General features: G+C 69.7%; 20 protein-coding genes. 7 read left to right on the forward strand and 13 right to left on the reverse strand.

Annotated features, from left to right (window positions below; all coding sequences use genetic code 11):
- Positions 1–170 precede the first annotated feature (170 nt).
- Positions 171–1,088 (forward strand): MBL fold metallo-hydrolase, encoded by a 918-nt coding sequence (locus AB0383_RS31855; protein ID WP_366189307.1) that lies wholly within the window; start codon positions 171–173, stop codon positions 1,086–1,088.
- A 3-nt stretch (positions 1,089–1,091) separates the two neighbouring features.
- On the opposite strand, the gene AB0383_RS31860 is transcribed toward AB0383_RS31855, so the two are convergent.
- Positions 1,092–1,889 (reverse strand): SDR family NAD(P)-dependent oxidoreductase, encoded by a 798-nt coding sequence (locus AB0383_RS31860; RefSeq protein WP_366189308.1) that lies wholly within the window; start codon positions 1,887–1,889, stop codon positions 1,092–1,094.
- A 104-nt stretch (positions 1,890–1,993) separates the two neighbouring features.
- On the opposite strand from AB0383_RS31860, the gene AB0383_RS31865 reads away from it, so the two are divergent.
- Together AB0383_RS31865 and gndA are read left to right on the forward strand one after the other, a co-directional pair.
- Entirely contained in the window at positions 1,994–2,554 is a 561-nt protein-coding gene (locus AB0383_RS31865) for a PadR family transcriptional regulator (RefSeq protein ID WP_364171693.1), read from the forward strand.
- Between the two features lie 74 nt (positions 2,555–2,628).
- A complete protein-coding gene (gene gndA / locus AB0383_RS31870) occupies positions 2,629–4,065 on the forward strand; it encodes an NADP-dependent phosphogluconate dehydrogenase (protein ID WP_364171695.1) in 1,437 nt (478 codons plus the stop codon).
- A gap of 47 nt (positions 4,066–4,112) precedes the next feature.
- On the opposite strand, the gene AB0383_RS31875 is transcribed toward gndA, so the two are convergent.
- The 9 genes from AB0383_RS31875 to AB0383_RS31915 form a co-directional block, all read right to left on the reverse strand.
- Positions 4,113–4,637, reverse strand: a complete 525-nt coding sequence (locus tag AB0383_RS31875) for a hypothetical protein (RefSeq protein WP_364171697.1) — start codon at positions 4,635–4,637, stop codon at positions 4,113–4,115.
- Between the two features lie 66 nt (positions 4,638–4,703).
- Positions 4,704–5,435 (reverse strand): Clp protease N-terminal domain-containing protein, encoded by a 732-nt coding sequence (locus tag AB0383_RS31880; RefSeq protein ID WP_364171699.1) that lies wholly within the window; start codon positions 5,433–5,435, stop codon positions 4,704–4,706.
- A gap of 56 nt (positions 5,436–5,491) precedes the next feature.
- Positions 5,492–6,307 (reverse strand): MerR family transcriptional regulator, encoded by an 816-nt coding sequence (locus AB0383_RS31885; RefSeq protein WP_364171701.1) that lies wholly within the window; start codon positions 6,305–6,307, stop codon positions 5,492–5,494.
- A 490-nt stretch (positions 6,308–6,797) separates the two neighbouring features.
- A complete protein-coding gene (locus AB0383_RS31890; RefSeq protein WP_364171703.1) occupies positions 6,798–7,973 on the reverse strand; it encodes a 4-hydroxybenzoate 3-monooxygenase in 1,176 nt (391 codons plus the stop codon).
- A gap of 26 nt (positions 7,974–7,999) precedes the next feature.
- Complete coding sequence (locus AB0383_RS31895; protein WP_364171705.1) at positions 8,000–9,235, reverse strand: FAD-dependent oxidoreductase; 1,236 nt, start codon at positions 9,233–9,235, stop codon at positions 8,000–8,002.
- Positions 9,232–9,555 carry a 2Fe-2S iron-sulfur cluster-binding protein gene (locus AB0383_RS31900; RefSeq protein ID WP_364171707.1) on the reverse strand — a complete coding sequence of 108 codons (324 nt, stop codon included), beginning with the start codon at positions 9,553–9,555 and terminating at the stop codon, positions 9,232–9,234. The genes AB0383_RS31895 and AB0383_RS31900 overlap by 4 nt, the downstream gene beginning before the upstream one ends.
- 5 nt (positions 9,556–9,560) lie before the next feature.
- The gene (locus tag AB0383_RS31905) at positions 9,561–10,727 is read right to left on the reverse strand and encodes a cytochrome P450 (protein ID WP_366189309.1); all 1,167 of its coding nucleotides are present in this window, start codon (positions 10,725–10,727) and stop codon (positions 9,561–9,563) included.
- Between the two features lie 85 nt (positions 10,728–10,812).
- Positions 10,813–11,604: an IclR family transcriptional regulator gene (locus AB0383_RS31910; protein ID WP_354873146.1), complete on the reverse strand. Its 792-nt coding sequence runs from the start codon at positions 11,602–11,604 to the stop codon at positions 10,813–10,815.
- Positions 11,605–11,707: 103 nt separating this feature from the next.
- Complete coding sequence (locus tag AB0383_RS31915) at positions 11,708–13,048, reverse strand: nucleobase:cation symporter-2 family protein (protein ID WP_364171711.1); 1,341 nt, start codon at positions 13,046–13,048, stop codon at positions 11,708–11,710.
- Between the two features lie 79 nt (positions 13,049–13,127).
- Between AB0383_RS31915 and AB0383_RS31920 the strand changes: the two genes are divergently transcribed.
- Both AB0383_RS31920 and AB0383_RS31925 read left to right on the forward strand, forming a co-directional pair.
- Positions 13,128–14,246: a 5-methyltetrahydropteroyltriglutamate--homocysteine S-methyltransferase gene (locus AB0383_RS31920; protein WP_364171713.1), complete on the forward strand. Its 1,119-nt coding sequence runs from the start codon at positions 13,128–13,130 to the stop codon at positions 14,244–14,246.
- The gene (locus AB0383_RS31925) at positions 14,243–14,560 is read left to right on the forward strand and encodes an NIPSNAP family protein (protein ID WP_366189310.1); all 318 of its coding nucleotides are present in this window, start codon (positions 14,243–14,245) and stop codon (positions 14,558–14,560) included. The genes AB0383_RS31920 and AB0383_RS31925 overlap by 4 nt, the downstream gene beginning before the upstream one ends.
- Before the next feature lie 84 nt (positions 14,561–14,644).
- Here the strand turns inward: AB0383_RS31925 and AB0383_RS31930 are convergent, their stop codons facing one another.
- Complete coding sequence (locus tag AB0383_RS31930) at positions 14,645–15,250, reverse strand: hypothetical protein (protein WP_366189311.1); 606 nt, start codon at positions 15,248–15,250, stop codon at positions 14,645–14,647.
- A 136-nt stretch (positions 15,251–15,386) separates the two neighbouring features.
- Between AB0383_RS31930 and AB0383_RS31935 the strand changes: the two genes are divergently transcribed.
- The gene (locus AB0383_RS31935) at positions 15,387–16,175 is read left to right on the forward strand and encodes a rhomboid-like protein (protein ID WP_366189312.1); all 789 of its coding nucleotides are present in this window, start codon (positions 15,387–15,389) and stop codon (positions 16,173–16,175) included.
- 91 nt (positions 16,176–16,266) lie between these two features.
- Positions 16,267–18,594, forward strand: a complete 2,328-nt coding sequence (locus AB0383_RS31940; protein WP_366189313.1) for an EAL domain-containing protein — start codon at positions 16,267–16,269, stop codon at positions 18,592–18,594.
- A gap of 219 nt (positions 18,595–18,813) precedes the next feature.
- Here AB0383_RS31940 and AB0383_RS31945 read toward each other — a convergent pair whose 3' ends face one another.
- Both AB0383_RS31945 and AB0383_RS31950 read right to left on the reverse strand, forming a co-directional pair.
- Positions 18,814–19,158 carry a YciI family protein gene (locus AB0383_RS31945; protein WP_366189314.1) on the reverse strand — a complete coding sequence of 115 codons (345 nt, stop codon included), beginning with the start codon at positions 19,156–19,158 and terminating at the stop codon, positions 18,814–18,816.
- 89 nt (positions 19,159–19,247) lie between these two features.
- Entirely contained in the window at positions 19,248–19,379 is a 132-nt protein-coding gene (locus tag AB0383_RS31950; RefSeq protein ID WP_366189315.1) for a hypothetical protein, read from the reverse strand.
- Between the last annotated feature and the right edge of the window lie 259 nt (positions 19,380–19,638).

The following is a 19,638-nucleotide window of genomic DNA, read 5'->3' on the forward strand; positions in this document are numbered from 1 at the left end:
TCGATGATGACACCGCGCAGCGTTCCAGGAAATGATCCGAAAAGCCAGTCACCCCGGGTGTCACTCGCCTGGACCAGGCCATCCAGCGCCTTTTGGACACTGCCACTGCTCCATCCGGACTACTTCGCCCGTGGTTCCGCGGCGCTGGGCTCTGCGGCATAGTGGCGGACGTGATCGATCGCTCCCCCGGCGCCGCGAAGGTCGAGCGCCTCGCAGACGGTGTCTTCGGCTACGTGCAGCCCGACGGTTCCTGGTTCATCAACAACTGCGGGTTCGTCGCGGCCGGCGACCACACCGTGCTCATCGACACGTGTGCCACCGAACGGCGCACGCGCGCCCTGCTGGCCACCGCGGAGGCCACGACGGGACCCGTCACGACGCTCGTGAACACCCACCACCACTCCGACCACACCAACGGCAACTACCTCGTCGGCGGTGCGACGATCATCGGCCAGCGCAAGACGCGCGACGCGATGCTCGCCGCCGGCATCGAGACCTACGACGGCGTGCTCGTCGGCAACGACTGGGGCCACCTGGAGCTGCGCGCGCCCGACGTCGTGTTCGACGACCGGCTGACCGTCCACGCGGGCGACACCGCGATCGAGCTCGTGCACCCCGGCCACGCCGCCCACACCACCAACGACGTGCTCGCCTGGCTGCCCGAGCAGCGCGTGCTGTTCGCGGGTGACCTGATTTTCCACGGCGGCAGCCCGTTCGCGTTGATGGGCTCGGTCGCCGGCTGGCGCGCGGCGCTCGACGTGATCCGCGAGCTGGAGCCGGCGCTGATCCTGCCCGGCCACGGCGGCCCGTGCGGACTGGAGACGGTGGACGTCGTCGACGCGTACCTGAAGTTCGTGCAGGAGACGGCCGAACGCGGCAAGGCGGCCGGCCTTTCCCCGTTGCAGCTGGCGAAGGAGACCGACCTCGGGACCTTTTCGGACTTGTCCGAAAAGGAACGGCTGGCCGGCAACCTGCACCGCGCGTACGCCGAGCTGGACGGTGCGGAGTGGGGCGCGCCGATCGACCTGGTCGCCGCGATCACCGACATGGTCGCCTACAACGGCGCGCCCATCCGCTGTTTCTCCTGACGTTCACAGGAAAGACGCGAGCATCTCCGCGGTGGCCTCACGCAGCCGTGCGCGCGTCGCGAGGTCGTAGGTCCCTTCGTGCGCGGGGGCCGGGTTCAGTCCGTCGAAGTACCGGCCACTGCGCTCGCCGGCCGCGCCGGTCGCCACGTTGAGCATGGCCTTCGCGCCGGTGCCGACGGTCGACATCGGCGGGATCAGCGACTCGCGGACCATGTGCGTGTTCATCAGCGACGCCGGGTGCACGCAGTTGACGGTGACGTCGCGGCCGTCGAGCTCCGCGGCGAGGTCGAAGGTGAACGCGGCGAGCGCGAACTTGCTGCGGAAGTACGCCTCCGAGCCGCGGTAGCCGCGATCCAGGCGCAGGTCCGCGAAGTCCACCGGCGCCTGGCCGACCGAGCCGACGTTGACGATCCGGGCGCCGGAGCCCAGCCCGGACAGCAGCCGCCGGGTGAGCAGCACCGGCGCGAGGTAGTTCACGGCCAGCCGCAGCTCATGGCCGTCGGCGCTGAGCTCCCGCTTGCGGTACGGCGGCCGGCCCGCGCCGACCCCGGCGTTGTTGACGAGCAACCCGACTTCGCCCACCTGCTCGGCGAGGTCGCGCACCTGCGCGAGCGAACCCAAGTCGACGAGGCACGCCTCGGCCTTGCCGCCCGCCTCGGCGATCCGCTCCACGACCGCGTTGGCGCGCTTGGCGTCGCGCCCGTGCACGACGACGTGCGCGCCCTGCTCCGCGAGCGCCAGGGCCACCGCGCGGCCGAGCCCGGCGGTCGCACCGGTCACCAATGCCTTCTGTTCCAGCATGAACGTCTCCACATGTACTCAAGGACATGTACCCCAGGACACGACGGATCTTCCACATGTCCCTAGGGACATGTCAAGGTAGGCTTCGCGCCGGAGGTGTCGCCTTGTCGTTGCGGTATGGGCTGCTCGGCCTGCTCGCCGAGGGGCCGGCCAGCGGCTACGACCTGGCCCGGCGGTTCGAAGAGGCGCTCGGCCCGGTGTGGCCGGCGCAGCACCCGAAGATCTACGCCGAGCTGTCCCGGCTGGCCGAGGCCGGCTTGATCGAGGTCGACAGCCACGGCCCGCGCGGGCGCAAGGCGTACCGGATAACCGAGACCGGGCTCACTGCCGTGCGTGCGTGGTTGGCCGCAGGCGAGGTCGACCACACGTTGCGCACGGAGTCGGTGCTGCGGTCGTTCTTCTTCTGGCTGATGGAGCAGGACGACCTGACCGAGCACCTGCGTCGCGAGCACGAGTTCTTCAGCGGCACCGCCGAAACCATGCGTGCCTACGCGGCGGCCAAGGACCGCAGTGACTTCGGCACGAGCCCGCAGACCAAGGCGATGCGCGTGGCCGTGGAGGCGGCGATCCGGATCTACCAGGCGATGGCCGACTGGGCCGAGTGGGCACAGACCGTGCCCCCGGCGACAACGGCCGAGGACGGGCCATTCCCGAACTCCCGGTGAATGTTCTCGCAGGTTCGCCGCGGCCCGAACGACGCTAGGCTCGCACCGGAGAAGAGACTTCTGAAAGGGTTCGGATGAGCAAGAAGGCGAGCATCGGGGTCACCGGCTTGGCGGTCATGGGCCGCAACCTGGCGCGGAACCTGGCCCGGCACGGGCACACGGTCGCCCTGCACAACCGCTCCGAGGCGCGGACGCGCACGCTCGTCGAGCAGTTCGGCGACGAGGGCGACTTCATCCCGGCGTACTCCGCGCAGGAGTTCGTCGACGCGCTGGAGCGGCCGCGGCAGATCGTGATCATGGTGCAGGCCGGTGGGCCCACCGACGCCGTGATCGAGGAGTTCGCACCGCTGCTGGAGCCGGGCGACGTGATCGTCGACGCCGGCAATGCGCACTTCGCCGACACCCGCCGCCGCGAAGCCGCGCTGCGCGAGCGCGGGCTGCACTTCGTGGGCACGGGCGTGTCCGGCGGCGAGGAGGGCGCGCTCAACGGCCCGAGCATCATGCCGGGTGGGTCGAAGGAGTCGTACGAGTCGCTCGGCCCGCTGTTCGAGGACATCTCGGCCAAGGTCGAGGGCGAGCCGTGCTGCACGCACATCGGCGCGGACGGCGCGGGCCACTTCGTGAAGATGGTCCACAACGGCATCGAGTACGCCGACATGCAGCTGATCGCGGAGTCGTTCGACCTGCTGCGCGGCGCCGCCGGCTATTCGCCCGCGGAGACCGCCGACGTGTTCTCGACGTGGAACACCGGCCGGCTCGAGTCGTACCTCATCGAGATCACCGCCGAGGTGCTCAAGCACGTCGACGGTTCGGGCAAGCCGTTCGTCGACATCGTCGAGGACGCGGCGGAGCAGAAGGGCACGGGCCGCTGGACCGTGCAGATCGGTCTCGACCTGGGTGTGCCGATCAGCGGCATCGCCGAGGCCGTGTTCGCGCGTTCGCTCTCGGGCTCGAAGCCGCTTCGCGCGGCCGCCCGCGGGCTGGCGGGGCCGGCGCGTACGCCGCTGAAGGGCGCCGCACTGGAGACGTTCGCCGACGACGTCGAGCAGGCGCTGTACGCGTCGAAGGTCGTCGCGTACGCGCAGGGCTTCAACCAGATCCAGGCCGGCGCCACGGAGTACGGCTGGGACATCGACCTGGGCGCCGTCGCGTCGATCTGGCGCGGGGGCTGCATCATCCGCGCGAAGTTCCTGAACGACATCACCGCGGCCTACGCCGAGGACCCGGCTCTCCCGACGCTGCTGACCGCGGGCGCGTTCCGGAAGGCCGTCGAGGACGCGCAGGATTCCTGGCGTTCGGTCATCTCCACGGCGGTGCAGCTCGGCATCCCGACGCCGGGCTTCTCCACCGCGCTCGCCTACTACGACGGCCTGCGCGCCGACCGGCTGCCGGCCGCGCTGGTGCAGGGTCAGCGTGACTTCTTCGGTGCGCACACGTACCGGCGGGTGGACCGCGAGGGTTCGTTCCACACGCTGTGGGCCACGGATTCCCGTGACGAGGTCGGTGCTTGATCTTTTGCTGAAGGGACCCCCGCCGTTTCTCGGCGGGGGTCCCTTTTTCATTGCGTGTACTGGGTGAGCCAGGGCGGGACCTGCGGGCGGCGGTAGGTCTTGAGGTCGTCGCGGTAGTGCTGCGGCGGCAGGAGCTGGTGCGGCGGGAAGGGTTCGTCGCCGTAGTCGTAGGTGACGCTGAGCTGACCGCTGTTGAGGACGCTGAGGATCAGGCGCCACCACGGACCGGCGGACATCTGCGCGGCGACGTGGCGCTGGTTGCGCAGCATGGCCGTGATGGGCTCGGGGACGTAGACGTCCTGGTGCTGGTTGCCGGCGAAGAAGCGCAGGAGCGCGATTTCCGCGGAGACGGTGAAGGAGAACTCGGCGGAGAACCATTCCCAGCCTTGCGGGCCGAGAAGTGCCAGCTGTTGCACGATCGGCTCCAGCAGGCGGCTGGCTTCGGCGGCGAGGGTTTCGTCGTTGTCCGGCGGCGGGGTGTCCACGATTTCGAAGCTCTGGATGGCGGGAGGGCCGTCGCCTTGGGCGTCTTCGAACGCCTGGCGGAACTCTTCCATGAACCGGTCGGCCATCGCGCCAGCCTAGGGGTCAGACGGTCGCCGCCACCAGAGCTAGGGCAACGACGACCGCCTGAGCATTCACTGCCCTCGCGCGGCCAGGATTTCGGCCAGGGCTTCGCGGATCTTCGCCTCCGCCGGCTCCTTCGTGATGCCCAGCCCGGCGAGCACCTCATAGCCGGCGCCTTCGCCCTGCTCCAGGATCGCCAGCAGGATGTGCTCGGTGCCGATGTAGTTGTGGCCGAGGCGCAGGCCTTCGCGCAGGGTCAGCTCGAGCGTCTTCTTACCGGCCGCGGTGAACGGCATGGGGTCCGGCACCGGGTCGACGGGCTCGGGCAACCGCGCCTGCGCCGCTTCCTTCACGGCGTCGAGGCTCGCACCCTGGAACACCATGATCCCGGCGGCCAGCGCGGCCGGTTCGGTGAGCAGCCCGAGCACCAGGTGCACGGTGTCGATGCCCGGGCTCTTGGCGTCCTTGGCCGCCTGCTGCGCCGCCACGACGACGTGCCGCGCGCGATCGGTGTAGCGGCCGTAGAGGCGCTCGATCATCCCGCCCGGATCACCTCCCGGGTCCACCTTCGGCACGAACCTCTTCTGAGCCGCCTGCTTCGAGACACCCATGCTCGTGCCGATGTCCGTCCACGAAGCGCCGGACCGCCGCGCCTGGTCCACGAAGTGCCCGATGAGGTGATCGGCGAGCTCCCCGAGGTGCTCCCCCATGTACACGGCATCCGACAGCTGCGCGAGGGCGTCCTTGTCGTTGTTCGCCTTGATGGCGCTGATGAGGTCGTCGAGCTTTACTGGGTAGGTCATGGCGTCAACTGTAGGTTGACGATCTCCCATCGTCAACCCTGGGTTGACGATGTCCGTCAGACGGCCGAGACCGGGATCTGCAACTCGGTCACCCAGCCCGTCTCGTCGCCGTCGGTGTGCAGGTAGACCTCGCGCGCGTGGCCCGGTTCGGCGCGGTAGCCGTTGTCGTCGATCCAGCGCGCGAGGGCCTGGTACGACTCGGCGATGGTGGCCATCGTGCCGCGGTGGACGAGCGTCGCGGCGCGGGCGAGGCTCGGCAGCTCCACCTCGTCCAGCCCGGTGCCCTCCGGCGACCCGACGTAGGGCGCGCAGGCCTGCACGTGCACCCGATCGTCGGCCGGCTCGTACCAAGCGATGGCCGGCCCGGCGAACTTCAAGCCCGCACGCTCCATCCGTTCCGCGAGACTCGCGCACAGCCCGCCGACGACGGGCCCGATGTCGTCGTACTCGAACGACTCGGCAATCCCGCCGACCGCAACAACGCGAGCACCCTCGACCGGCTTGACCACAACGTCCACTTCGGACATGGTGTCCTCCACTTCGATCAACCGGAGCCTCGCCTCGACGCGCGCCAGCCGCGCCGTCTCCGCCGCGACCCGCTCCGCCAGCTCCCCGCGGCGCAACCTGAGCATCCCGCGCAGCTGCTCCGCGCTGGGCCGCTCGTCGAGCACCTCGGCGACCTGCTTGAGCCCGATGCCGAGATCACTCAACGCCAGGATGCGGTTGAGCCGCGCGAGCTGGTCCGCCGCGTAGTAGCGGTACCCACTGTGCGGATCCACCCGCGCCGGCCTCAGCAGCCCGAGCGCGTCGTAGTGCCGCAACATCCGCACGGACACGCGGCCGACCTTGGCGAACTCTCCGATGCTGAACATGACACCACCTACGTTCGGGTCTCACACGGTGTCAGAGTCAAGCGCGCTTGGCGGGTGGTTCGCAATCGGTGCGACTTGGGGGCGCCGGCGGTCCTCTCGCGTCCGGAGCCCCGGCCCGAACGGTCCCCTCGCATGCAGAGCCCCGACCCGAACGGTCCCCTCGCGTCGTTCGCCAGCGCGCGACAGGTCCCTTCGCACCCCGGGGCAGGATAAATGGTCCCGCTGTGCCCGCACCGCCGCGCGAAACGTCCAGTCGCGCCTCAGCCGTGACACGAGCGGTCCAGTCGCGCAAACTCCACCGCACGAAAGGTCCACTCGTGGCATCGCGGCGGTCCGGCCGGTCCAGTCGCAGCGGCACTACACGGAGGTCCCTCCGCACCGTCGCGGCAGCGCGAAAGGTCCACTCGCACCAGCGCCGGCGCGCGAGCAGTCCACTCGCGACCTCAGCGTGGCGCGAAAGGTCCACTCGCCCGCCGGCGAGACTGAAGCGTCACGCCGCGAACGGCAACCCCACGTAGTTCTCCGCCACGCTCGTCGCCGCGGCGCGCGACGAAGCCGTGTAGCGAAGTTGCGAGAGCTGCAGCCGGCGGGCGAAAGCGTCGGCGCCCGGGTCGACGTGGAGCATGGTCGTCATGAACCAGGAGAAGTGTTCGGCGCGCCAGACGCGGCGGAGGCACGTGTCGGAGTAGGCATCGGCCAGGGAAGGGTCGCCCTTGAGCAGGGTGACCAGAGCGCGGGAGAGCACGCGGACGTCGGCGACGGCGAGGTTCATGCCCTTGGCGCCGGTCGGCGGCACGATGTGGGCGGCGTCGCCGGCGAGGAAGAGCCTGCCGTGGCGCATGGGTTCGGCGACGAAGCTGCGCATGGGCGTGATGCCCTTGTCGAGGATCGGGCCTTCGCGCAGGGTGAACTCGCCGTCGACCGCCAGGCGCACGGACAGCTCGGACCAAATGCGGTCGTCGGACCAGGCCGCGAGGTCCTCGTGAGGGTCGACCTGCAGGTAGAGGCGCGTGATTTCCGGCGAGCGCATGCTGTGCAAGGCGAAGCCACGTGGGTGATGCGTATAAATCAGCTCCTCGTGCGAAGGCGGCGTCTGCGCCAGAACACCCAGCCACGCGAAGGGGTATTCGCGCTCGAAGAACTGCAACACACCGTCCGGAATGGACGGACGAGACACGCCGTGGAAACCGTCGCAGCCGACGATGGCGTCGCATTCGAGAACCTGCGAAGCACCAGCGGAATCCACATACCGGACCACTGGCCGAGGTGTGTCCACATCAGACACGGCGACGTCCGAAACCTCGAACTCCAATGGCAAAGCCTGACGCTCATGCGCGTCCACGAGGTCCTTGACGATCTCCTGCTGCCCGTACACCGTGATCGACCGACCGGTGAGCTCGGTCAGCGCGATGCGGTGGTCCTGGCCGTCGAACCGCAGCGAAAAACCCTCGTGCGGCAGGCCTTCCCGGGCCAGCCGGTCGCCGAGCCCGATCTCCGTCAACAGCTCGACCGTCGGTTGTTCGCAGACCCCCGCGCGCACGCGTTGCCGCACGTACTCGCGGTCGCGCGCCTCCAGTACGACGGCGTCCACGCCTTCGGAGTGGAGCAGGTACGAAAGCAGCAGACCGGCCGGGCCGGCGCCGATCACAGCGACCTGGGTGCGCAACGGGGGTACCTCCGAACGAATAAACGTCAAGCCGCGGAACGCGACTTCACATGGGCTTTCAAATCGAACGAGCTGGCTTCGAGGTCGGCGTACGACGGGCGCAGCTCCGCCGTGAACAGCCGGCGCGCGGCGATGTGGTCGGGCGGGCGGTTCACGGACTCGACGGCGATCAGCACACCGTCGCGGAAGGACAGCACCGAAAACCGTCCCTCGGCCCGCTCGCCGGTCACCACGGTCTGGTCGGCGTTCGCGAGGATGCCGACGATCTGCAGCTTCGCGCCCGTCTGGTCGGTCCAGAACCACGGCAGGCTCTCATACGGCGCGGCGTCGCCGGTGATCGCGGCGGCGACGCATCGCGCCTGGTCAACGGCGTTCTGCACCGACTCCAGCCGCGTCGCCGCGCCCGCGTGGACGCACGGGAAGTTGGCGCAGTCGCCGATCGCGAAGATCTTCGGGTCCTCGGTGCGCAGGTGCTCGTCGACGACCACACCGTTGGTCACCGTCAGCCCGGCCTGCGAAGCGAGCGTCGTCTCGGGCACCACACCCACGGCGACCACCACCAGGTCGGCCGGCAGCCGCGAGCCGTCGGCCAGCTCCACGGACTCGACGTGGCCGGTGCCGTGCAGAGCCGTAACGCCTGTTCCGAGCAGCACAGTGTGCCCAGCCTTTTCGTGCAGCTCCTTGAAAAACGACGACACCTCGGGCGACGCCACGCGCGCCAGCAGCCGGTCCTGCGCCTCGACGACCGTCACCGGCCGGCCGGCGTGCGAAGCGAACTCGAGGCCGATGAAGCCGCCGCCGATGACCACGACGTTCGAAGCCCCTTCCAGGGAAGCCCGCAGCCGATCCGCGTCATCCCGCGTCCGCAGCATCAGCACGCCGTCGAGATTCGCGCCGGGCACCGGCAGCACCCGGTTCCGCGCGCCGGTGGCGAGCACGAGGTGGTCGTAGGAAAGCTTCTCGCCCGACTCGAGAACCACCCGCGAAACAGCCCGATCCACCGAAGCCACCCGCCCCGGCATGAGCTCGATGCCCTTCTCCGCGAAGAAGTCCTCCGGCCGCAGCCGCAGCTGCTCGTCGCCCGCCGTGCCCTTGAGGTAGGCCTTCGACAGCGGCGGCCGCTGGTACGGCACGCCCGGCTCGTCGCCGACCAGGACCACCCGACCGGTAAAGCCCTTGTCCCGCAACGAAGCCGCGGCCTGGAAACCGCTCTGGCCGCCGCCGGCGACGAGGACGGTCTCGGGCGAGGATCCTGTGGTCATAACTGCTCCTCCGGCAAGCGCAGGACCAGACCGTCGAGGTCCTCGGTCACCGGTAGCTGGCAGGACAGCCTGCTGGTGGCCGCCCTCGGGCTGGCCGTGCAGTCCAACATCTCCTCTTCATCTGAGCACAAGGGCCCAAGATCGTCGAGGCGCGCCGGGTCGACGTAGACGTGACAGGTCGCACACATGGCGTTACCGCCGCACTCGGCCACGATCCCGTCCACACCGTGGTCGATCGCCACCTGCATCAGGGAGTGACCGACGATGGCGTCGACGGTGCGGGAGGTCCCGTCGGGCTGTACGTAGGTGACCTTCGGCATCCCGCTCACCGGACCCGCACCGGTAGCGACGCGAGGCCGCGCAGCGTGTTGGAGAGCTGGAGCCGCGGCTCGCCGGCGAGCTCGATCGTCGTGACGCGCCGGGCCAGCTCTGCGAGCAGCACCTCGCCTTCGAGCCGCGCGAACATCTGGCCGACGCACGCGTGGACACCCGAGCCGAACCCGACGTGCCCGGCCGCGCGCCGCGTGATGTCGAACGTGTCCGCGTCGGGCCAGCGCCGCGGGTCGCGGTTGGCGGCCGCCAGGAAGAGCAGCACCTTCTCCCCCGCCGGGATCCGCTCGCCGCCGATCTCGACGTCGCGCGTGGTGGTGCGGAAGAACGTCTGCACCGGCGACGTGAACCGCACGACCTCTTCGAACGCCGCGCGCGAGCGTTCTGGCTTCTCGCGCAGGGCGGCCCACTGGTCGGGATACGACGCGAAGCACAGCACGGCGTTGCCCAGCGCGTGGACGGTCGTGTCGACGCCGGCGCTCAAGAAGGAGCGCACGAGCAGTGCGCGCTCTTCTTCGGTGAATTCTGAAGCGGCTTCGTGGATCCTCGCACCGAGTCCGCCCGGCGCGAGGTTCTCGGCGCGGCAGTGCTCGGCAATCCACTCGCGGGCCACCGCGCCGCGCTCCATGGCCTCGGTGAAGAGGTGGTTGCGGGGGCCGAAGCCGTTGAACACCAGGGCGCCGTACGGCAGGAGGTGCTCACGGCCTTCGGCGGGCAGGCCGACGGCGTCGGGGAACACCTTGAGCGGGAAGGCCTCCGCGAAGTCGGCAACAGCGTCGAACTCGCCGCACTCGACCAGCGCGGCCACGAGCTTCTCCGCTTCACGCGCGAAGGTGTCCCGGTAGGTCTTCACGACCTTCGGTGTGAGCACGCTCGTCACGGTGTGGCGGGCCCGGTCGTGCTCCGGCGCGTCGGCCTCGAGCAGCAGGCTCGGCGGACGCCACGGCGTCTCCTTGCGGAAGTCGCTGAGCCCCACGCCGGCCGACGAGCAGAACGTCTCGGGATCGTTCAACGCCTGCGTGACCTCTTCGGTACGGGCCATCGCCCACACGTCGTAGCGGCCGAGGCGCACGACGGGACCGGCGTCGCGCAGCCGGCGGTGCAGCGGCACGGGGTCGGCGAGGACTTCGTCGGAGAACGGGTCGTCGTCGAGGGTGATCACCGGGCCTCCTCACGTCGTCGGGATGGCCCTCAGGGTGCTGCGTCGGCGCCCTTCACCACACCCCAGCTTCCACTGGATGGAAGGTTCAATGCGTCTCGCGGTGCGCGTCTTCGGAAAGCCGCAGTGTGGCGCCGAGCGTCCGTGAAATACCGCGCGCCGCCGCCCGCACGGCCGGCACCAGCGTCAGCGGGTCCGTCCCCTCGGCCGGCACGACCACGGAAATCGACGCGACCACCGTGTCCGACGCGCCGTGCACCGCCGCCGCGACGGAGAGGGCGGGCAGCTCGATCTGGCCGTCACTCACCGCGTAGCCGTTGCGGCGGACGTCGGCGAGCACGCGGCGCAGCTGCTCGGGCGAGTGGATGGTCTTGCCGGTGTAGCGCTTGAGCGGCAGCCCGAGCACCTGCTCCTGCACCTCGGCCGGCGCGTGCGCGAGCAGCACCAGCCCCACCCCCGTCGCGTGCAACGGCAGCCGCCCGCCCACGCGCGAGATCACGTTCACCGCCCGGCGCCCGGAAAGGCGTTCGAGGTACACGACCTCGGCCCCGTCGAGCACGGCGAGCTGCACGTTCTGGTGCGTGGCCTCGTAGAGGTCCTCGAGGAACGGCATCGCGCTCTCCCGCAGCTGCGCCCCGTGCGGCGCGAGCGACGCCACCTCCCACAGCCACAGCCCCACGCGGAAGTGCCCCTGCTCGTCGCGCTGCAACGCCCCGCGCCGCACGAGCTCGCCCGCCAGCCGGTGCGTCGTCGACAACGGCAGCCCGGCCCGCCGGCTCAGCTCGGACAGCGTCAGCACCGGTCGCTCGGACGTGAACGCGCCCAGCACGTCCAACACCCGCTCCACGACCGACGGTGGCCGCTGCGCGTTGTGCCGCATGGGTATCAGTCAAGCACCCCTCGGCGGTGGGTGCCGCAGGTGAGCAGCGGGCGCGAGCGGCACGGCGCGCGCCCGGCCCGTCACACGCCCTCGGCCGTGGGTGCTACGGCGCCGACAGCAGATCCGGATCCTTCCTCGCCCCCAGGTGGTTGAACAGCAGGTTCAGCAGGAACGCCAGGATCGACGCCAGCGTGATCGGGCTGCCGCAGATGGTCTGGAGCCAGGCGGGGAAGTGCTGGAAGAAGATGGACGTGCCGAAGCGGTCGGTGGCGAAGGCGGGCAGGAGGCCGACGCCGAGGGCCACCGCGACGATGAACGTGTTGTGGTTGCCCGAGAACTCCACCTTCTTGAGGTTCTGCACGCCCACCGCGGCCACCATCGCGAACATGACCACCGCGACGCCGCCGACGACCGGCTCGGGGATCGCGGCGATGGCGGCGCCGACCTTCGGGACCAGTCCCATCACCACGAGCAAGCCGCCCGTCACGGCGACGACCCAGCGGCTGCGCACGCGTGTCATCTGGACGAGGCCGACGTTCTGGGCGAACGCGGTGTCGGGGAAGGAGTTCATGAAGCCGCCGAGGATCGCCGACAGGCCGTCGGTGGCGAGGCCGCGGGCGACGTCCGCGCCGGTGGCCGGGCGGCCCGTGATCTCGCCGACGGCGATCATGTCAGCGGTGGACTCGGTGAACGTCACCAGCATGACCACGCACATCGACAGCACGGCGGCGATCGGGAAGGTCGGCGCGCCGAAGTGCAGCGGGGACGCGAGCCCGAACCAGCTCGCCTGCCCCACGCCGCCGAACTGCGTCAGGCCAAGGGGAATCGCCACGATGAGGCCGACGGCGAGCGCCACCAGCGGCGCGATCTGCGCGACGAATCCGCGCAGCACCCGCGTGAGGAGCACGATCAGCGCCACCACGCCGAGGGCGATGGCGAGGTGCGACGGGGTGGCGTAGTCGGGTGCCTCCGTGTCGTGGCCGGCGATCATCGCGGCGCCCGGGCCGAGCAGCGAGACGCCGATGACCAGCAGCAACGTGCCCGAGACCAGCGGCGGGAAGAACCGGATCATCTTCGCGAACGGCCGCGCCAGCAGGAGCCCGAACACACCCGAGGCGATCATCGAGCCGTACACCGCGGTGAGGCCGTACTGCGAGGCGATCAGGATCATCGGGTTGACCACGGTGAACGTCGCGCCCGCGACCACCGGCAGCCGCACGCCGATGAGCTTGCCGATGCCGATGGACTGGACCAACGTGGCGATACCGGCCACGAAGAGGTCTGCGTTGACCAGCAACGCGATCGTCGCCGCGTCGAGCTTCAGGGCGCTGCCGACGATCAGCGGCACGGCGACCGACCCCGTGTACATGATCGCCATGTGCTGCAGGCCGAGCAGGAGCAGCCGCCCGGCGGGCAGGCCTTGGTCGACCGGGTGTTTGGTCATGGGGGCAGCCCTTTCACGCGGATCCGATCGCGCATCTTCTCACGACGCATACCGCCGGTTTGTGTGTGACGATGCGAGGATGACTCCGCGTCCCCCCTTCCGCGCCGATCACGTCGGGAGCCTGCTGCGGCCGCCGGTTCTGCGCGATGCCCGCCGCCGGCACACCGCGGGTGAGATCACCGCCGAACAGCTGAAGGCCGTCGAAGACGACGCGATCCGCGACGTGATCAAGATGCAGAAGGTCGCCGGCCTGTCCTCGGCCACCGACGGCGAGTTCCGCCGCGCGTCGTGGCACATGGACTTCATCTACTCGATCGGCGGCATCTCGCAGAGCGACGAGCGTCTGCACGTGAAGTTCCACAACCTCGCGGGCGACCTCGAGTTCAGCCCGCCCGGCCTGCAGGTCGACGGCCGCGTTCGGCTGGACCAGCCGATCTTCGCCGAGCACTTCGAATTCCTGAAGTCCCACGTGGACTCCGGCATCACGCCGAAGCTCACGATCCCGTCGCCGAGCATGATCTACTACCGCGGCGGCCGGGCGGCGGTGAGCGAGACCGTGTACCCGGATCTGGAGGAGTTCTTCGCCGACCTGGCCACGGCGTACGCGGCGCAGCTGACGGCGATGGGCGAGCTCGGCTGCACGTACCTGCAGCTCGACGACACCAGCCTCGCGTACCTGAACGATCCGGCGCAGCGTGAGCTCGTCGCGCGCATGGGCGGCGACCCGGACACCCTGCACCTGCGCAACATCCAGCAGATCAACGCGGCGCTGCGCGGCCGGACCGAGGGCATGAGCGTGACGACCCACCTGTGCCGCGGCAACTTCCGCTCGTCGTGGGCGGCTTCGGGCAGCTACGAGTTCGTGGCCGAGGCCCTCTTCGGCGAGCTCGGCGTCGACGGCTTCTTCCTTGAATTCGACGACGAACGCTCCGGCGGCTTCGAACCGCTGCGCTTCGTGCCGCCGGGCAAGCGCGTGGTGCTCGGGTTGGTGACCACGAAACGCCCCGAGCTGGAAGACGCGGACGATCTGGTGCGCCGCATCGAGGAAGCCTCGCGGTTCGTCGACATCGACCAGCTCTGCCTTTCGCCGCAGTGCGGCTTTTCCTCCACGGAGGAGGGCAACGAGCTCACCGCGGACGACCAGCTGCGCAAGCTCGAGCTCATCGTCTCGACCGCAGAACGAGTGTGGGGCCGGTGATCACCTGCGTGGTCGACTACGTCATCGATCCCGCGAAGCTCACCGAGTTCGAACGCTTCGCGCAGGCGTGGATGCGCCTGGTCACCCGCGAGGGCGGCGTGCACCACGGCTACTTCCTGCCCGCAGAGGGCGCGAGTGACGAGGCCAGGGCGTTGTTCAGCTTCGAAAGCCTTGCCGCGTACGAGCAGTACCGCGCGCTATTCGGCGTCGACCCGGACTTCATCGCGGCCGACCGCATCCGCGACGAGTCGGGCTGCGTCGGGCGGTACCGCCGCAGCTTCATGCGCCCACTGATGCCGGACGACGACAGCTGACCCACGAGCGGCGCCGGATTCCGGGCACCGCAACACTTCCCGCGCCACGGGGTTTCGAAGTCGGACGCGTCGGAGCAGCCGGACTCAGATGCAGAGGATGCCCAGCACGCACGGCCGGTTGGGCTTCGTCGTGGTCGAGGGGGGCGGAGGCGGCGGCTGGTTGTCCGACGAGGCACCACCCGAGCCGGGCTGAGTGGCGGTGGGTGAGGTCGGCGAGTCTGAGCCGCTGGTCGTGGTGCCGGAGTCGCTGCTCGACGTCGTGCCGGGCTCGCCGCCGCCGCGCGGGTTGAGCGGGTCGATGATGGACGTGATCTTCGGGGCGCTGGCCTCGGTGGTCTCGTCGTCACTCGACGAGCCGGAGTCCGAGTCCTGACCCTCGCCGGACCCCGCGATCGTGGCCGGTGGCGGGCTCGACTCCGAGACGCCACCCGCACCGTCGGTGCGGTCGGGCATCTCGATGACCTTCATCTCGGTGAGGCGCGTGGCCTCGTCGTTCGCCGTAGTGCCGAACGACACCAGGATCGCCGCGGCGCCACACCCGACGACCACGGCCACCATCACCGCGACCATGCGCCAGCGCGAGCGCGAAGGCGGTGGCAGACGTTCGCCCCAACCTTCGCGCACGAGTAGTTCGGCGACCGAAACCTCTTCGTCCACCAGCGGGCCTTTCACCAGGAGTGGGCCATTCATACCGCACCAGGCCACCGAACGGGTGAATAATGACAGAAAGTCCTACGCAGTGTGCGTCACTCTAGCGGGTGAGAATCACAGCGCTTTCACAGCTGCCCTTAGCGAAACTCCCAGGATGCCCGGAGAGCCTGGAGTAATGCTGCTGCGAGCCCGACAGCCGGTCACCCTCCGAGACTGGTGGACCCACCGGCTCGTGGGCGAGGCCGCGCCTGCCCGGGTGACGCTGACCTGGCGAGCGGTGGCCCGCAGCTTTGCGCGGGCGCTGCCGACCCCGCGGTCCACACCGTTCACGTTCGGTTACCTCATCGTCCTGCTCGGCACCACGCTCGTGCTGCGCTTCGCCGACCCGGTCGTCACGGCGAAGCTGCTGCAGCTCTCCAGCACCGACGCCCACAACCTCTGGCGCCGCCCCCTCGTCTCCCTCCTCAGCAGCGCGCTGTGGCTCGAAGACGGCGGCTGGCTCGCCTACGCGATCATCTTCACCATTGCCCTCGCCCCGCTCGAACGCCGATTCGGGCCGGGCCGCACGGCGATCGTGTTCTTCAGCGGCCACGTGCTGGCCACGCTCGCCACGGAAGTGCCCGTGATGCTGCTGATCAGCGGCGGTGTGCTGCCGATGACCGCGAGCCGCTGGCTCGACATCGGCGTGAGCTACGGCTTCTTCACCACGGCGGGCGCGCTCGCCTTCCTGCTGCGCGGCCGGCCGCGGGTCGTCGCGCTGGTGGTGATGGAGCTGTTCATCGCGGCAGTCTGGGTGTTCGATTCGCCCGGCAGCCTCGATTCCGTCGTCACCGTGCTCGGCCACGCGTGCGCGGCGCACTTCGGCCTCTTCTACTGGGGTCCGCGGCTTCGCAACTCCGCGAACCGGCGTCTGCCGGGCGCGACACCGACGGAATTCGCGGAGCCGGGCCCCGACGGCACGTGATATACGAAGGTTCCCCGGCGCATATACACGACAGATCCCTTGGTGGTGTAATCGACGGGCCACACGCCGACACAGGGGGACCGGACGCACTATGGAGCCCGACGCCCTAGCCAAGGCGCAGCTCGCGGAGCTGGCCGAACGCTACCGGCGGCTCGTGGAGCTGAGCGCCGACGCCACCTGCGTGCACGAACTCGGCGTGATCACCTACGCCAACCCCGCGGCGCTCGATCTCTTCGGCGCACAGTCGACTGCCGAGGTCGTGGGCCGGCCGGTCACCGACTTCGTGGTGGCCGAACGCGATCGCGGCGAGAACCCCGGGGGCGAACCGGTCGAAACGGTCGTGAAACGGGTGGACGGCAGCACGTTCGCCGTCGAGACGGTGTCGCTGCGCACCGGTGACGAGGCCGCGTCGGCGATCCAGGTCGTGATTCGCGACGTCGCCGGGCGCCGGGCCGCCGCAGCCCAGGCCGCTCTGGTGTCGCAGGTGAGCGACGCAATCGTCGCGGTGACCGCGGACGGCATCGTCACGAGCTGGAACCCCGCGGCCGAGACCGTGTACGGGTGGACTGCGGCGGAGGCCCTCGGCCGTCCGGCGCGCGAGGTGCTCGGCGCCGATCCCGATCCCGCGGCGATCCAGCTCGCGGGAGGCGTGGTGCAGCAGACGCACCACCATCGCGAAGGGGCTCCGCTCTCGATCCGCGTTTCCGCAGCTGAGATGAATGACGGCCACGTGCTCGTATGCGCTGACGAGACGGCCCGCCGCCGAGCGGAGCAGCACTACCGCACGGTGGTCGCCGCGCTCGACGAAGGCGTGCTGGTCGTGGGCCCGAAAGGCCTGGTCGAGTCGGTCAACCCCGCGGCGAGCCGCATCCTCGGCGTGCCGGCCGACAAGCTGATCGGCGTGCCGTGCTCGTCACTCGTGCTCTTCGACGAGTCCGGGCACCGGCTGCCCGAGGACGAGCTGCCGTCGATCTCCACGCGCCGCACCGGGATCACGCAGAATGGCCTAGTCCTGCGCTTGCGCCGCGCCGACGGCCGTGATGTGTGGGTGGCGCTGACGTCGCGACTGCTCAACCCGGACGACCCCGCCGGCGTCTCCGTGGTCACGTCGTTCACCGACATCACCGAGCGCCGCGCGATCAGCGCCCGCCTGGCGCACGACGCGACCCACGACCCGTTGACACGCTTGGCGAACCGCACGCTCGTGCTCGACCGGCTCGATCGCCGCGACCGCGTCAGCCCGACCACGGTGTTGTTCCTCGACCTCGACAAGTTCAAGATCATCAACGATTCCCTCGGCCACTCCGTCGGCGACCAGGTGCTGCGAATCGTCGGCGAACGCCTGCGCCGCGCCACCGCCGCGGTCGACGTGGTGGGTCGCTTCGGCGGTGACGAGTTCGTGGTCGTCACGGCCGGGGCCACGGCCGATGCCGAGGTGCGCTCGCTCGCGGCGCACCTGCGTTCAGTGCTGGCGGAGCCCATTTCCGTGCACGGTCGCGAGCTCCACGTGGACGCGAGCATCGGCATCGTCCTCGTCGCGGCGGGCGACCAGCGCAGCGCCGAAGACCTGCTGCGCGACGCGGATGTCGCGATGTACCAAGCGAAAGCCCTCGGCCGCGGCCGGTACGAGTTCTTCGACGTCGCGCTGCGCGAACGCATGCAACGACGGCTGCGCATGGAGCAGGACCTGCGCGACGCCGTCCACAGTGGACAGCTGTGGCCCGCGTACCAGCCCGTGATCGACCTCCACACCGGCGAAATGGTGGGCGTGGAGGCGTTGCTGCGCTGGACCCATCCCGGCCACGGCGCGATCTCGCCCGCGGAGTTCATCCCGCTGGCCGAAGAAAGCGAGCTGATCAACGAGATCGGCAAGTTCGTGCTGCGCGACACCACGCGTGAAGTGGCTGCCCTGCGTTCCTCCCGCGGTCTGGACCTGTCGCTGAAGGTGAACCTTTCCGTGCGCCAGCTGGAAGACCCGCAGCTGGTGCCGGCCGTGCGCGACGCCCTGGCGACAACGGGTCTGCCGCCGTCCGCGCTGTGCCTTGAGGTGACGGAGAGCGCGCTGATGCGCGACGAGGTCGCCGCCGCGGAAGTGCTGGCAGCACTGCGTTCCCTCGGCGTACTCCTCGCGATCGACGACTTCGGCACCGGCTATTCTTCGCTGGCCCAGTTGCGCCGCCTGACGCTCGACACGCTGAAGATCGACCGCTCGTTCATCACCGGCATCGCCGACTCCCGCGACGCCGCGGCGATCGTCGCGAGCATCATCGCGATGGCGCACGCGGTCGGCTTGACCGTGGTGGCCGAGGGCGTGGAGACGGCCGAGGAGCTGGCGCTGCTGCGTCAGCTCGGCTGCGACCAGGCCCAGGGCTACCACCTGGGCCGGCCGGTCCCGGCCGCGGAGCTGTTCGCTCAGTAGATCTTTCGCAGTTCGTCGACTTTCTTCTCGCGTGAGCACGACGTTCACGTTCTCGATCGGGATCGTCTCGACGTGCGCCCGCGCCAACCCCGCAGCGCCTCGGCTGACGGTGGTCGGCGCGGGCATCAGACCCGCTCGAGGTACGCGTCGACGTCCGCTGTGTCGGTGTTCCACTCCCCGGTCATGCCGACCAGGGTGCTACCTCCACCGCGGCGCAGCTCAAGCCTCGTGCACGACCGGCCGCACCTCCACCGCCGTGTGCTTCGCCTCCGGAACCTGCGCGGCGAGCTCGATCGCCCGCTCCTTCGTGGGGACGTCGACGAGGTAGAAGCCGCAGAAGAAGGTCTCGCTGCCGTGGATGAGGCCGGCCTCTTGCCGAGCCTTGCCATCGCGCACCCGCACGATGACGCTCTCGTCGGGCGCGGCCAGCGCCTTGGTTTCGACGAACTCGGCGGCGTTGTTCTTCATGAAGGCGTCGTGGCCGTCGTACACGTCCTGCTTGGCGCTTTCAGGAAGGTTCTCCCAGACGGCGGGGGTCATGTTGATGGTGAGCAGGTACTTCATGGTGGGCTCCTTCGGTCCGGTGTTGGTTTCACCGGGTGGTCGGAGCCGGGGTGGTGGTCCGGACATGGCTACGCGAAGTTTTTCTCGGGTCAGCCGTAGCGGGCCTTCAGGCGGTTCACCACAGCCCCGAGCAGGCCGGCGGTCACAGCGACCGTTCTCGGGCCGAGCGACACGTTCGATACGTCGGAGATGTCGAGGTGGATGGCCAGGTTGTCGAACACGGCGCTGCTTACGCCGTTGTTGGCGAGAACGCTGGAGGTGGGGCCGTGGCCAGCGGACTGCCGATGCCTGGCCACAGCAGCAACGCGGCTGGAGCGGAGACCGAGAACCGCACAGGCACACCCCGGACACCGCCGCCCCGCCGGCAGAACAGCCCCCGCCCTCCGGCGGTTTCTAGCGGTGGTTGCAACACTGCTGCTAGACGGTGAGTAACTGTGTCATGCGTTCGGCGGGGCTGTCCCAGCCGAGTGTCATCCGAGG

This window comes from Amycolatopsis sp. NPDC051373 (assembly GCF_040689465.1).
GTDB lineage: Bacteria > Actinomycetota > Actinomycetes > Mycobacteriales > Pseudonocardiaceae > Amycolatopsis.

Coding starts and splice junctions, on each gene's coding strand:
- AB0383_RS31915 (WP_364171711.1), bottom strand. CDS start 13,048: ATGACCAAACACCCGGTCGACCAAGGCCTGCCCGCCGGGCGGCTGCTC.
- AB0383_RS31930 (WP_366189311.1), bottom strand. CDS start 15,250: ATGAATGGCCCACTCCTGGTGAAAGGCCCGCTGGTGGACGAAGAGGTT.
- AB0383_RS31885 (WP_364171701.1), bottom strand. CDS start 6,307: ATGTTCAGCATCGGAGAGTTCGCCAAGGTCGGCCGCGTGTCCGTGCGG.
- AB0383_RS31940 (WP_366189313.1), top strand. CDS start 16,267: ATGGAGCCCGACGCCCTAGCCAAGGCGCAGCTCGCGGAGCTGGCCGAA.
- AB0383_RS31920 (WP_364171713.1), top strand. CDS start 13,128: ATGACTCCGCGTCCCCCCTTCCGCGCCGATCACGTCGGGAGCCTGCTG.
- AB0383_RS31860 (WP_366189308.1), bottom strand. CDS start 1,889: ATGCTGGAACAGAAGGCATTGGTGACCGGTGCGACCGCCGGGCTCGGC.
- AB0383_RS31880 (WP_364171699.1), bottom strand. CDS start 5,435: ATGACCTACCCAGTAAAGCTCGACGACCTCATCAGCGCCATCAAGGCG.
- AB0383_RS31900 (WP_364171707.1), bottom strand. CDS start 9,555: ATGCCGAAGGTCACCTACGTACAGCCCGACGGGACCTCCCGCACCGTC.
- AB0383_RS31935 (WP_366189312.1), top strand. CDS start 15,387: ATGCTGCTGCGAGCCCGACAGCCGGTCACCCTCCGAGACTGGTGGACC.
- AB0383_RS31945 (WP_366189314.1), bottom strand. CDS start 19,158: ATGAAGTACCTGCTCACCATCAACATGACCCCCGCCGTCTGGGAGAAC.
- AB0383_RS31910 (WP_354873146.1), bottom strand. CDS start 11,604: ATGCGGCACAACGCGCAGCGGCCACCGTCGGTCGTGGAGCGGGTGTTG.
- gndA (WP_364171695.1), top strand. CDS start 2,629: ATGAGCAAGAAGGCGAGCATCGGGGTCACCGGCTTGGCGGTCATGGGC.
- AB0383_RS31895 (WP_364171705.1), bottom strand. CDS start 9,235: ATGACCACAGGATCCTCGCCCGAGACCGTCCTCGTCGCCGGCGGCGGC.
- AB0383_RS31875 (WP_364171697.1), bottom strand. CDS start 4,637: ATGGCCGACCGGTTCATGGAAGAGTTCCGCCAGGCGTTCGAAGACGCC.